General features: G+C 67.2%; 9 protein-coding genes and 1 tRNA gene. All 10 read right to left on the bottom strand.

Going from position 1 to position 12,742, the window contains the following annotated elements:
* Positions 1-281: 281 nt before the first annotated feature.
* Entirely contained in the window at positions 282-416 is a 135-nt protein-coding gene (locus GA0115259_RS41225; protein WP_208857699.1) for a DLW-39 family protein, read from the bottom strand.
* A 191-nt stretch (positions 417-607) separates the two neighbouring features.
* Positions 608-681: transfer RNA gene (locus GA0115259_RS26165), tRNA-Ile, on the bottom strand.
* 58 nt (positions 682-739) lie between these two features.
* Positions 740-1,366 (bottom strand): DUF3566 domain-containing protein, encoded by a 627-nt coding sequence (locus GA0115259_RS26160; RefSeq protein WP_093601572.1) that lies wholly within the window; start codon positions 1,364-1,366, stop codon positions 740-742.
* Between the two features lie 87 nt (positions 1,367-1,453).
* The gene (gyrA, locus tag GA0115259_RS26155; protein WP_093601570.1) at positions 1,454-4,099 is read right to left on the bottom strand and encodes a DNA gyrase subunit A; all 2,646 of its coding nucleotides are present in this window, start codon (positions 4,097-4,099) and stop codon (positions 1,454-1,456) included.
* Between the two features lie 93 nt (positions 4,100-4,192).
* On the bottom strand, positions 4,193-6,271 hold the full coding sequence (gyrB, locus tag GA0115259_RS26150) for a DNA topoisomerase (ATP-hydrolyzing) subunit B (RefSeq protein ID WP_093601568.1): 2,079 nt from the start codon (positions 6,269-6,271) through the stop codon (positions 4,193-4,195).
* Between the two features lie 565 nt (positions 6,272-6,836).
* Positions 6,837-7,433: a DciA family protein gene (locus GA0115259_RS26145; RefSeq protein WP_093601566.1), complete on the bottom strand. Its 597-nt coding sequence runs from the start codon at positions 7,431-7,433 to the stop codon at positions 6,837-6,839.
* Positions 7,430-8,617, bottom strand: coding sequence for a DNA replication/repair protein RecF (recF, locus tag GA0115259_RS26140; RefSeq protein WP_093601564.1), 1,188 nt, complete (start codon positions 8,615-8,617; stop codon positions 7,430-7,432). The genes GA0115259_RS26145 and recF overlap by 4 nt, the downstream gene beginning before the upstream one ends.
* 72 nt (positions 8,618-8,689) lie before the next feature.
* Positions 8,690-9,577 carry a phosphogluconate dehydrogenase (NAD(+)-dependent, decarboxylating) gene (gene gnd, locus GA0115259_RS26135; RefSeq protein WP_093601562.1) on the bottom strand — a complete coding sequence of 296 codons (888 nt, stop codon included), beginning with the start codon at positions 9,575-9,577 and terminating at the stop codon, positions 8,690-8,692.
* A gap of 78 nt (positions 9,578-9,655) precedes the next feature.
* Entirely contained in the window at positions 9,656-10,786 is a 1,131-nt protein-coding gene (gene dnaN, locus GA0115259_RS26130; protein ID WP_093601560.1) for a DNA polymerase III subunit beta, read from the bottom strand.
* 906 nt (positions 10,787-11,692) lie between these two features.
* Positions 11,693-12,742, bottom strand: a 1,050-nt coding sequence (gene dnaA, locus GA0115259_RS26120; RefSeq protein WP_107469263.1) for a chromosomal replication initiator protein DnaA, incomplete at its 5' end; no start/stop codon positions are given.

Below are 12,742 nucleotides of genomic sequence, written 5' to 3'. Positions count from 1 at the left end.
CTTCACGCGCTTCCCCTCGCCCTCTCGGCCGTCCCGCGCCGCGGCGGGCGCGACGCGCGTCCATCCTGCCCCGGAGCTCGGGCCACTGTCCCCTCACACCGGCCCACCCACACGCTTTGCTCACGCAAGCGAACAATTCACGCCAGTGAATCCATCAATCCGACCGACACCACAAAGCCCCCGACCCCCGGCACCGCAAAACTCCAGCCATCGCCAAGCCCCCGGCAGCACGAAGCCCCGGCCGCTCGGCGGCCGGGGCTCCCGTTTCAGGACTGTTGGTCTCACACACCCGAACCTGCGGGCACGGAGTCGGTCGCCTCCGTCCACAGATCCTGCTCGGCGCGATCCGCCTGGATCTGGCGGTACACGAGGAGCCCGCCAATGGCGGCCAGTGCGATCAGGAGAAGCTTCTTCACCGCGCGACCTCGTCTTTCCTTGACGTAGGGGACTTCTGGCGCCCGACTATACACACCGACCGATACCGATCGGTGACCTGTCCGCAACCCAACTCGGGCCTTCATCAGGCAGAAAACACAGCCGGTCGAAAGGACTACGAAATGCAATCGGGCCCATACGGAGGCGTTCCGTACGGACCCGATTGTCGCGGTGGGGCTAACAGGATTTGAACCTGTGGCCTCATCCTTATCAGGGATGCGCTCTAACCAACTGAGCTATAGCCCCGCGCTGCCCCTGAAGATTAGCGCACTCCAGGGCCAGCCCCAAAATCGATACCCGCCGCTCACTCGTCCTCGGCGAGCGTGAGCTCAACACCGCCCACGAAGCCCGCCGACAGGTTGTAGATGAAGGCTCCGAGCGTCGCCAGCGCCGTCGCCAGAACCACATCGATCACCGCGATGACCGACGTGAAGATAAGCACCCGCGGCAGCGAGAGGAACGACTGGAGATCGAAGCCGTTGCTCTCGTTCGAGCCCGTGGCCTCGCTGATCGTTCCGCCGACGGTCGAGAAGACGCCCATCGCGTCCATGACCATCCACAGCACCGCGGACGCGACGACCGTGCAGACGCCCAGTGCGATGGAGAGCAGGAAGCTCACCTTCATCACCGACCACGGATCGGCCTTCGCCACCCGCAGCCGGGCCTTGCGCGTACGCGGAGTCGTCCGCGCGCCCGTCCTCGGACGGCGTACGGCCGAGGTCGTGGCCGCGCCGCCGGCCAGAGGCCCGGACGCTCCGGGCATGCCCGGGGATCCCCCGGGCATGCCCGGCTGCTGTCCCTGCTGCCCGCCCTGCGTTCCCCCGCCTGGCGAGGGATACGCCTGCGGCGGGTGATACGGCTGCGCGGTCGGCTGCGACTGCTCAGCGCCATAGCTTTCGTACGGGGGCGTGTGCCCCCGGGTATCGGTCACCGTTACCCCCTGGGAGTCCGTGGCAGGGCCACGGGCAACGTTCGCTCCGGAAGCGGCCGATCCGGCGCCCGTGGCTCCACTCACGCTCTACTCCTCGTGCTCCCCGGCCGAGGGCGGATTGCCCTCGGCGACGACCTCGGCCGTACCCGCCTCATCGGTCCCCGGGTCATCGGTCCCGTCGACCTCTTCCGCCTCGCGGCCGGCCTCGGCATTGCGCGCGATACCGACGACGGCATCACGCTTGCCCAGATTGATCAGTTGGACGCCCATGGTGTCACGGCCCGTCTCCCTGACTTCGTTGACTCGCGTGCGAATCACACCGCCGCCGAGGGTGATGGCAAGGATCTCATCCGTTTCCTCGACCACCAGCGCGCCGACGAGCGATCCGCGGTCCTCCACAATCTTGGCGGCCTTGATTCCGAGGCCACCACGACCTTGGACGCGATACTCGTCCACGGCGGTTCGCTTCGCGTACCCGCCATCTGTAGCGGTGAACACGAACGTACCGGGCCTGACGACATTCATCGACAGCAGTTCGTCGCCTTCGCGGAAACTCATCCCCTTGACACCCGATGTGGCTCGCCCCATCGGACGCAGGGCATCGTCCGTAGCGGTGAACCGGATCGACTGGGCCTTCCTGCTGATGAGCAGCAGATCGTCCTCGGCCGACACCAGTTCGGCGCCGATCAGCTCGTCGTCGGCGCCCGCCTCGGTCTCCCGGAGGTTGATCGCGATGACACCGCCCGCACGGGGCGAGTCGTAGTCCTTCAGAGGGGTCTTCTTCACCAGACCCGCCTTGGTCGCCAGAACCAGATACGGCACGGCGTCATAGTCCCGGATCGCCAGGATCTCGGCGATCCGCTCGTCAGGCTGGAAGGCCAGAAGATTGGCCACATGCTGACCTCGGGCGTCGCGGCCCGCGTCCGGCAGCTCGTACGCCTTGGCGCGGTAGACCCGGCCCTTGTTCGTGAAGAACAGCAGCCAGTGGTGGGTCGTGGAGACGAAGAAGTGGTCGACGATGTCGTCTTCCTTGAGCTTCGTACCCCGTACGCCCTTGCCGCCGCGCTTCTGCGAGCGGTAGTCGTCCGCCTTCGTACGCTTCACATAGCCGCCACGCGTGATGGTGACGACGATGTCCTCCTCGGCGATCAGGTCCTCCATGGACATGTCACCGTCGAAGGGCACCAGCTTCGAACGCCGGTCGTCGCCGAATTTGTCGACAATGACGGCCAGTTCCTCGCTGACGATCCGGCGCTGCTTCTCCGGCGAGGCCAGGATCGCGTTGTACTCGTTGATCTTCTGCTGGAGCTCGTCGTGCTCCGCGACGATCTTCTGCCGCTCCAGGGCCGCCAGCCGGCGGAGCTGCATCTCCAGGATCGCGTTCGCCTGGATCTCGTCGATCGCGAGCAGGCCCATCAGGCCCGTACGCGCGGTCTCGACCGTGTCGCTGCGCCGGATCAGCGCGATGACCTCGTCGATCGCGTCGAGCGCCTTGAGCAGACCGCGCAGGATGTGCGCCCGCTCCTCGGCCTTGCGCAGCCGGAACCTCGTCCTGCGGACGATGACCTCGATCTGGTGCGTCACCCAGTGGCGGATGAACGCGTCCAGGGAGAGCGTGCGCGGCACACCGTCGACCAGCGCCAGCATGTTCGCGCCGAAGTTGGTCTGGAGATCGGTGTGCTTGTATAGATTGTTCAGTACGACCTTGGCGACCGCGTCCCGCTTCAGTACGACGACCAGCCGCTGGCCCGTACGCGAGGAGGTCTCGTCGCGGACGTCCGCGATACCGCCGATCTTTCCGTCCTTGACGAGATCGGCGATCTTCTGCGCGAGATTGTCCGGATTGGTCTGGTACGGAAGCTCCGTGACCACCAGGCACTGACGGTTCTGGATCTCCTCGACCTCGACCACCGCGCGCATCGTGATCGAACCGCGGCCCGTGCGGTACGCGTCCTCGATGCCCTTGCGGCCCACCACCAGCGCGCCGGTCGGGAAGTCGGGGCCCTTGATCCGCTCGATCAGCGCGTCGAGCAGCTCCTCGTGCGTGGCCTCCGGGTGCTCCAGCGCCCACTGCGCACCCGCCGCGACCTCCCGCAGATTGTGCGGCGGGATGTTCGTGGCCATACCGACGGCGATGCCGGCCGAGCCGTTGATCAGCAGATTCGGGAACCGCGCCGGCAGGACCGTCGGCTCCTGGTTACGGCCGTCGTAGTTGTCCGTGAGGTCGACGGTGTCCTCGTCGATGTCCCGGAGCATCTCCATCGACAGCGGCATCATCTTGCACTCGGTGTACCGCATGGCCGCGGCCGGGTCGTTGCCCGGAGAACCGAAGTTGCCGTTGGAGTCCACCAGCGGCATCCGCATCGACCACGGCTGCGCCAGCCGGACGAGCGCGTCGTAGATCGAGGAGTCGCCGTGCGGGTGGTACGTACCCATGACGTCACCGACGACGCGGGCGCACTTGTAGAAGCCCTTCTCGGGCCGGTAGCCGCCGTCGTACATCGCGTACAGCACACGCCGGTGGACGGGCTTGAGACCGTCCCGTACGTCGGGCAGCGCGCGCGACACGATGACGGACATCGCGTAGTCGAGATACGAGCGCTGCATCTCCGTCTCGAGCCCGACCGGCTCGACGCGCAGGGCCAGGCCCTCCACGGCGGTGGCGGTCTCCGGAGCGCCGGGCTCGGGGACGGCGGGTGTGTCTGGGGTGTGAGGGGTGTTCTCGTCGGCCATTGCTGGTCAGTGTTCCTTTCGGCCTTTTCGCTTTCGGCCTTTTCGAATCCGTGAGCTGAGATCCGTGGGCTGGATCCGTCAGCTGTGACCGACTCAGATGTCGAGGAAGCGGACGTCCTTGGCGTTGCGCTGGATGAAGGAGCGCCGTGCCTCGACGTCCTCACCCATCAGCACCGAGAACAGATCATCGGCCTGGGCGGCGTCGTCCAGGGTGACCTGGCCGAGCACGCGGTGGTCGATGTCCATGGTGGTGACCCGCAGCTCCTCGGCGTTCATCTCGCCCAGACCCTTGAAGCGCTGGATCGAGTCCTCGCGGATGCGCTTGCCGTTCTGCTTGCCCAGCTCGACCAGGGCGTCGCGCTCGCGGTCGGAGTACGCGTACTCGAAGTCGTCCCGGCCCCACTTGATCTTGTAGAGCGGCGGACGCGACAGATACACATGCCCGGCCTCGACCAGCGGACGCATGAAGCGGAACAGGAACGTCAGCAGCAGCGTGTTGATGTGCTGGCCGTCGACGTCGGCGTCCGCCATCAGGATGATCTTGTGATAGCGGAGCTTCTCGATGTCGAAGTCCTCGTGCACACCCGTGCCGAACGCCGAGATCAGCGCCTGTACCTCGGTGTTCTGGAGGATCTTGTCGATCCGCGCCTTCTCGACGTTCAGGATCTTGCCGCGGATCGGCAGGATCGCCTGGTACATCGGATTGCGGCCGGACTTCGCGGAACCGCCGGCCGAGTCACCCTCGACGATGAAGATCTCGCACTTGGACGGATCGTTCGACTGGCAGTCGCTCAGCTTGCCGGGCAGCGACGCGCTCTCCAGCAGGCCCTTGCGACGGGTGAGATCGCGTGCCTTACGGGCGGCGACCCGGGCCGTGGCGGCCTGGATCGACTTGCGGATGATGTCCGCGGCCTCGTTCGGATTGCGGTCGAACCAGTCCGTCAGATGCTCATGGACGACCTTCTGGACGAAGGTCTTCGCCTCGGTGTTGCCCAGCTTGGTCTTCGTCTGACCCTCGAACTGGGGCTCGCCCAGCTTCACCGAGATGATCGCCGTCAGACCTTCACGGATGTCCTCACCGGTGAGATTGTCGTCCTTCTCACGCAGGAACTTCTTCTCGCGCGCGTACCGGTTGACCAGACCTGTCAGAGCGGCCCGGAAGCCCTCTTCGTGCGTACCGCCCTCATGCGTGTGGATGGTGTTCGCGAAGGAGTACACACCCTCGCTGTACTGCGCGTTCCACTGCATCGCGATCTCGACGGAGAGCAGCCGTTCTTTGTCCTCGGCCTCCACGTCGATGACCGTCGGATGGATCAGCTCGCCCTTGCGCGAGTTCAGGTACTTCACGAAGTCGACAATGCCGCCCTCGTAGTAGTACTTGACCGTACGCGCGGACTCCGCCTCCGGGCCCTCCGTGACATCCGCGCCCGCGACATCGGCGCCCGCGACGGCCTTGGCCGACTCGCGCTCGTCCGTCAGGGTCAGGGTGAGCCCCTTGTTGAGGAAGGCCATCTCCTGAAAACGGCGTGACAGCGTCTCGAAGGAGTACTCGGTGGTCTCGAAGATGTCCGGGTCGGCCCAGAACGTCACGGACGTACCGGAGTCGCCCGTCTCCTCGTTGCGGAGCAGCGGGGCCGTCGGCACACCGAGCTTGTAGTCCTGCGTCCAGCGGTAACCGTCGGTCCTGACCTCGACCGCGACCTTCGACGACAGGGCGTTGACGACCGAGACACCGACGCCGTGCAGACCGCCGGAGACGGCATAGCCACCACCGCCGAACTTGCCGCCCGCGTGCAGCACCGTGAGCACGACCTCGACGGCCGGCTTGTTCTCGGAGGGGACGATGCCCACCGGGATACCGCGCCCGTTGTCGATCACGCGCACCCCGCCGTCGGCGAGGATGGTGACGTCGATGGAGTCCGCGTGCCCCGCCAGGGCCTCGTCGACGGAGTTGTCGACGACCTCGTACACCAAGTGATGCAGTCCACGCTCACCGGTCGAGCCGATGTACATGCCGGGCCGCTTGCGAACCGCGTCAAGGCCTTCGAGAACGGTGATGGCACTGGCGTCGTACGAGGCGGTGACCTCGCCGTTCTCACCGGTGGCGGTGGACGGAGTCTTCTCATTGGGGTTGCCGGAATCGGCCACGAAGCGCCCTTTCTGGCACAGCACAGGCCGTCCTCCGAGCAAGCGGGACCGGCTGCGTCGTTCGGCTTGTGTCAGCATCTGTTGACGGTTCCCGCAAGCGCAGCGGGATTTCCCATCAGTCTACCGGTAGCGCCGACCCGAATGGGGGTTTGCCGGTACCTGAGTCCGCATGTGCCGCCCTGAATGAGCGCCTGCCGACTCCCCATATTCGGGAAGGGGCTCCAAGAGGCTCACACGGGCATTGAGCGCTTCGGGCTGTCAACCTCCCGCTACGGTGAGGGACGCCGCGGTCTTCCCGGGCGCTCTCGCAGGTCGGCGGGCGGGTCGGCGGGCGGGCCGGAGCGGGGAGGGACGCCGGAAGGGTGGACGGCGGAAGGGCAGAGGGCGGGCGGAGACAGGGCGGGGTGTGTCCCGCGTCAGGAAGGTTTCCCTTGTCGCGTCACGGCGGATCCGCTCACTCACTCGTACGAGTGAGAACGTACGGGCTGCTGCCGGCAAGCCGTACGGCCGGCCCGGGAGGCTGCTGTACGGCCGGTCCGTGGTACGGCCAACCCGTGCAGCCGGTCCGTTCGGCCGGCTCCCGGGACCGTCAGCCGTAGGTGTCGCCCGGTCCCTTGCTGCCGGGCGCGCGCAGCCGGCCGTACCGCTGCGGCGGGCCACTGGGCCCCAGCACCTTGATCATCCGTACGGTGCCATGGCCCAGATCCTCGTTCAGCCGGGCCACCAGCCTGGGCGCCAGCAGTCGCAACTGCGTCGCCCACGCCGTCGAATCGCACTGGACCGTCAGGATCCGCTCGTCCTTGCCCTCGTCGTACCGCTGCGGCACACAGTGCTTCGCCACGTCCTCGCCGACGATCTGCGGCCAGCGGCCCATCACTCCGCCCACGGCGGCCGGTGTCTCCCAGCCCCGCTCCGTGATCAGCCGGTTGATCGCCGCGCCGAGCGGCAGTGGATCACGTCCGTCGGCCCCGGCGCCCGACCGCAGCCCGCCGCCCCATCTGGCCTGCTTCTTCTGCTGTACGGCGGCTCCGCGCGCCCGCGCCTGCTCCTTGGCCGCGCGCAGCGCGACCCGCGCCAGATCCACACCGGAGGACTCGGGCACCGACGGCGGCGCCGCACCGGGCACCGCGCCGGACGGCCCGGTGGGCAGCTCCGCGGGCGGCTCCGAGCCTCCGAGGCCGGTCATACGCGCTCCACCGCGCCCTCGGCCACCATGAAGCGGGCGCCTGCCAGCACTCCGGGGACGTCGTCGTCCACCGCCGCGGTCACCAGCACCTGCTCGCCCGGAACCACCAGTTCCGCGAGCCGCTCCCGCCGTCGCGCGTCCAGCTCGGCGAACACGTCGTCCAGCACCAGCACCGGCTCATTGCCCTCGGCGCGCAGCAGATCGTACGAGGCCAGCCGCAGCGCCAGCGCGTACGACCAGGACTCGCCATGGCTGGCGTATCCCTTCGCGGGCATACGGCCCAGATTCAGCACCAGATCGTCGCGGTGCGGACCGACCAGCGTCACACCGCGCTCGATCTCCTGCTTGCGCACTCCGGCCAGGGCGGCCAGAAGCTGTGCGTACAGCTCGTCGCGCGTATGCGCGGAGGCGGCGGCGTACGTGTCCAGGCCGGCCTCGGAGGCGTCGAGAGCGACAGCATCCAGAGCGACGGCGTCCAGGGCGGAGGAACGGTACTCCAGCGCCACCGGACCGCCACCGGGAGCGAGTTGCTCGTACGCCTTGTCCGTGAGCGGCTGAAGAGTCGCGATCAGATCGACCCGCTGCGCCAGCAACTCCGCGCCCGCGCGCGCGAGATGCTGGTCCCATACGTCCAGCGTGGAGAGATCCATGCCACGCCCGCCGTGCCGCCGTGCCATCGCCGCGGATTTCAGCAGGGTGTTGCGCTGTCTGAGCACCCGGTCGTAGTCGGAGCGCACTCCCGCCATCCGAGGTGAGCGCGCCGTGATCAGTTCGTCGAGGAACCGGCGGCGCTCGCCGGGATCGCCCTTCACCAGCGCCAGATCCTCAGGCGCGAACAGCACGGACCGTACTATCCCCAGCACATCACGCGGTCTGACCTGCGAGGACCGATTGATACGGGCGCGGTTGGCGCGGCCGGGATTCAGTTCGAGCTCGATCAGCTGCGAACGCTCGCCCTGGGTGACCGAGGCCCTGATCACCGCGCGGTCCGCACCCATCCGTACCAGCGGCGCGTCGGACGACACCCGGTGGCTGCCGAGGCTGGCCAGATAGCCGATGGCCTCGACCAGATTGGTCTTTCCCTGACCGTTCGCCCCGACAAAAGAGGTCACGCCCGGATCGAGCGGGACCTCGACCCGGGCGTAGGAACGGAAGTCGGCCAGCGACAGATGCGTGACGTGCATGGGTGTGCGTCGGCCTCCCCCGGCTCGGTTCTCTGCTTCTCCGCTGCGGTTTCTTCTTCCGCTTCTTTTCTGCTACTTCTTCGATGCGCTCGACTCGACCGCATGGCCGCCGAACTGGTTGCGCAGCGCCGCGACCATCTTCATCTGCGGCGAGTCGTCCTGCCGGGAGGCGAACCGCGCGAACAGCGACGCGGTGATCGCGGGCAGCGGCACCGCGTGGTTGATCGCCGCCTCGACCGTCCACCGGCCCTCGCCGGAGTCCTCCGCGAAGCCCCGCAGCCGGTCCAGATGCTCGTCCTCGTCCAGGGCGTTGACCGCCAGGTCCAGCAGCCAGGAACGGATGACTGTGCCCTCCTGCCAGGAGCGGAAGACCTCCCGGACATCGGTGACCGAGTCGACCTTCTCCAGCAGCTCCCAGCCCTCGGCATAGGCCTGCATCATGGCGTACTCGATGCCGTTGTGGACCATCTTGGCGAAGTGGCCCGCGCCGACCTTGCCGGCGTGTACGGAGCCGAAGTCGCCCTCGGGCTTGAGCGCGTCGAGGATCGGCTGGACCTGTGCCACATGCTCCGGGGTACCGCCGTACATCAGCGCATAGCCGTTCTCCAGGCCCCAGACGCCGCCGGAGACACCGCAGTCGACAAAGCCGATGCCCTTGATGCCGAGCTCCACGGCGTGCTTCTCGTCGTCCGTCCAGCGGGAATTGCCGCCGTCGACCACGACATCGCCGTGGGACAGCAGCGCGGCCAGCTCATCGATCGTCGCCTGGGTCGCGGCGCCGGCCGGCACCATCACCCAGATGGCCCGAGGGGCTTTGAGCTTGCTCACCAGCTCCTGAAGGCTGTGCACATCGGCAAGGTCAGGATTGCGGTCGTATCCGATGACGGTGTGGCCCGCGCGGCGGATGCGCTCGCGCATATTGCCGCCCATCTTGCCGAGACCGATGAGACCGAGCTCCATCAGGGATTCCTTAAGCGTTGAGGCGATTGCGTACCCGGATCCGAGCCTACGCCCGGATCCGGCCACTCACCTGTGGGGTCAGCCGCTCAGGCGTACCGGCATGATCAGGTACTTGTACGCGTCGTCCGCCTCCGCGTCGACGGCCGGCCGGCCGCTGAGCAGCGCCGGCTTGGTGGAGGTGGTGAACGCGAGCTGTGCCACCGGGGAGTCGATCGCGCTCAGACCGTCCAGCAGGAAGGTCGGGTTGAAGGCGATGGAGATGTCGTCGCCCTCAAGCTGCGCGTCGACGCGCTCCACAGCCTGTGCGTCGTCGCTGGAACCTGCCTCCAGGATCAGCACGCCCTGCTCGAAGCTGAGCCGCACCGGGGTGTTCCGCTCGGCGACCAGGGCCACACGCTTGACGGCCTCGACGAACGGAGCGGTCTCGATCACCGCGACCGAGTTGAACTCGGTGGGGAACAGCGTGCGGTACTTCGGCAGATCGCCTTCGAGCAGCCGGGTGGTGGTGCGCCGCCCGGCGCCCTCGAAACCGATCAGTCCCTCACCAGCACCGGACCCGGAGAGCGCCAACGTGACGGTGTCGCCGTTGGTGAGCGCCTTGGCGGTGTCCAGCAGCGTCTTGGCGGGCACCAGGGCGACCGCGGAGATCTCCGGGGACTCCGGCTTCCAGAGGAACTCACGGACCGCGAAGCGGTAGCGGTCGGTCGAGGCCAGGGTGACCGTGTCGCCCTCGATCTCGATCCGTACGCCGGTGAGCACCGGCAGCGTGTCGTCACGGCCCGCGGCGATGGCGACCTGGGAGGCGGCCGAGGCGAAGACCTCACCGGGGACGGTGCCGGTGGCCGTCGGCATCTGCGGCAGCGCCGGGTACTCGTCCACAGGGAGTGTGTGGAGCGTGAAGCGGGAGGAGCCGCAGACCACAGTCGCCCGTACACCGTCCGTGGAGATCTCCACGGGACGGTTGGGCAGGGCGCGGCAGATGTCGGCGAGGAGCCGGCCGGAGACGAGGACGGTGCCGTCCTCCTCGACCTCGGCGTCCACCGAGACCCGTGCCGAGACCTCGTAGTCGAAGCTGGAGAAGCTGAGGGCGCCGTCCTCCGCCCTCAGCAGAAGGCCCGCAAGTACGGGCGCCGGCGGACGGGCCGGGAGGCTGCGGGCCACCCAGGCCACCGCCTCCGCGAGTACATCGCGCTCCACCCGGATCTTCACCGGAACCGCCTCCTGCTGTTGCTGGCTCGCCCTGCTGGCCTTCGTCGTCGGCTGTGATGCCGGGGACCAGTCTGACGTACCGCACCGACACTCGGTGCGGCTGCGGGTCAAGTCGGTGCGAGAGGCGGCGGAGGCTCGGAGGCCGAGTTGTGCACAGGGCCCACTTCCAAGCGGATTCCCAGCTAACTCTAAGTGGGAGTAGTAGTAGGGCCTGTGGAAACCGTGGATAACGTCGTTTCCGCAGGTCAGACCCGCTTTTTTGTCCACCGGTCCTGTGGGCGCCACCCGTGGACAACTCGGTGGTTCTGTGGACACGCAAAAGTTCTGCACAACCGATGCACAGGACACAGGGAGTTCTCCCCAGTCCTGTCCCCAGCTTTACCCAGGTTCCCCACAGCCCAATCCGGCTTCCTGGTGTGACGCCTTTCACTCGACTCAGCGATCCCGGGTGTTTCGTTGCCGAACAGTGGACAGGGATGTGGACAGGCTGTGGGCAACGCGGGTCAGCCTGTGGGCCGCCGGTGGACAACCGAGGCCCGGCCCTGTGGAAGATTTTTTCGTCCACAGTCTGTGGAGCGCCGTCAGCCACAATTCCACAGGGGCCTGACCTGGCCGGATGGATCTGCGGCGGCTGTGCCTGTGGACACAGTCTGAACAACTTCTCGGTCCCCAGGCTGTGGACGGAAGATCGCTCCCAGATCTGTGGAGAAGGCCCTCGGACCGGCGCTGATTCGAACAGCCCAGGAGCGAGACCGACGCGTCGGCGAGGTCACCGAGAGGCCCGGACGGGGTTTCGAGGCATGGAAAAGGGCGCCCGGGACCGTGTCGGACGGTGTCCCTGGCGCCCTTCGCCCGCAGGCGGTGCGTTGGCCGAGTCGGCCGTCACGGCTGTGTGTGCCGGGTGTGTCAGCCGTTCTTGATGCGGTTCGTGAGCTCGGTGACCTGGTTGTAGATGGACCGCCGCTCGGCCATCAGCGCCCGGATCTTGCGGTCGGCGTGCATCACGGTCGTATGGTCACGTCCGCCGAACTGCGCACCGATCTTGGGCAGCGAGAGATCGGTCAGCTCCCGGCAGAGATACATCGCGATCTGGCGGGCCGTCACCAGCACCCGGCTCCGCGAGGAGCCGCAGAGATCCTCCACCGTCAGACCGAAGTAATCGGCGGTCGCCGCCATGATGGCGGCGGCGGTGATCTCCGGAGCCGAGTCCTCGCCGCCCGGGATCAGATCCTTGAGCACGATCTCGGTGAGCCCGAGATCCACCGGCTGCCGGTTGAGCGAGGCGAACGCGGTGACCCGGATGAGCGCGCCCTCCAGCTCACGGATATTGCGCGAGATACGGGAGGCGATGAACTCCAGTACCTCGGGCGGTGCGTTGAGCTGCTCCTGCACCGCCTTCTTACGGAGGATCGCGATACGCGTCTCCAGCTCGGGCGGCTGCACATCGGTCGTCAGCCCCCACTCGAAGCGGTTGCGCAGCCGGTCCTCAAGGGTGATGAGCTGTTTGGGCGGCCGGTCCGAGGACAGCACGATCTGCTTGTTGGCGTTGTGGAGCGTGTTGAAGGTGTGGAAGAACTCCTCCTGCGTCGACTCCTTGCTCGCCAGGAACTGGATGTCATCGACCAGCAGGATGTCGACATCGCGGTAGCGCTTGCGGAATGTGTCGCCCTTGCCGTCACGGATCGAGTTGATGAACTCGTTCGTGAACTCCTCCGAGCTGACGTATCTGACGCGTGTGCCCGGGTAGAGGCTGCGTGCGTAGTGCCCGATGGCATGGAGCAGATGGGTCTTGCCGAGCCCGGACTCCCCGTAGATGAAGAGAGGGTTGTACGCCTTCGCCGGCGCCTCGGCCACGGCGACCGCCGCCGCGTGCGCGAACCGGTTGGACGCGCCGATCACAAAGGTGTCGAAGAGGTACTTGGGGTTGAGCCGGGCGTGCGGCTCGCCGGGGCCCGC

Origin of the sequence: Streptomyces sp. MnatMP-M17, assembly GCF_900091995.1 — a bacterium.
In the GTDB taxonomy this organism is placed as follows: Bacteria; Actinomycetota; Actinomycetes; order Streptomycetales; family Streptomycetaceae; genus Streptomyces.
This window is presented reverse-complemented; position numbering and strand designations above follow the sequence as displayed.

What these genes read in the sequence shown, in the direction of transcription:
- gyrA (WP_093601570.1), bottom strand. Translation starts at nt 4,099, where the DNA reads ATGGCCGACGAGAACACCCCTCACACCCCAGACACACCCGCCGTCCCC.
- GA0115259_RS26145 (WP_093601566.1), bottom strand. Translation starts at nt 7,433, where the DNA reads ATGACCGGCCTCGGAGGCTCGGAGCCGCCCGCGGAGCTGCCCACCGGG.
- recF (WP_093601564.1), bottom strand. Translation starts at nt 8,617, where the DNA reads ATGCACGTCACGCATCTGTCGCTGGCCGACTTCCGTTCCTACGCCCGG.
- gnd (WP_093601562.1), bottom strand. Translation starts at nt 9,577, where the DNA reads ATGGAGCTCGGTCTCATCGGTCTCGGCAAGATGGGCGGCAATATGCGC.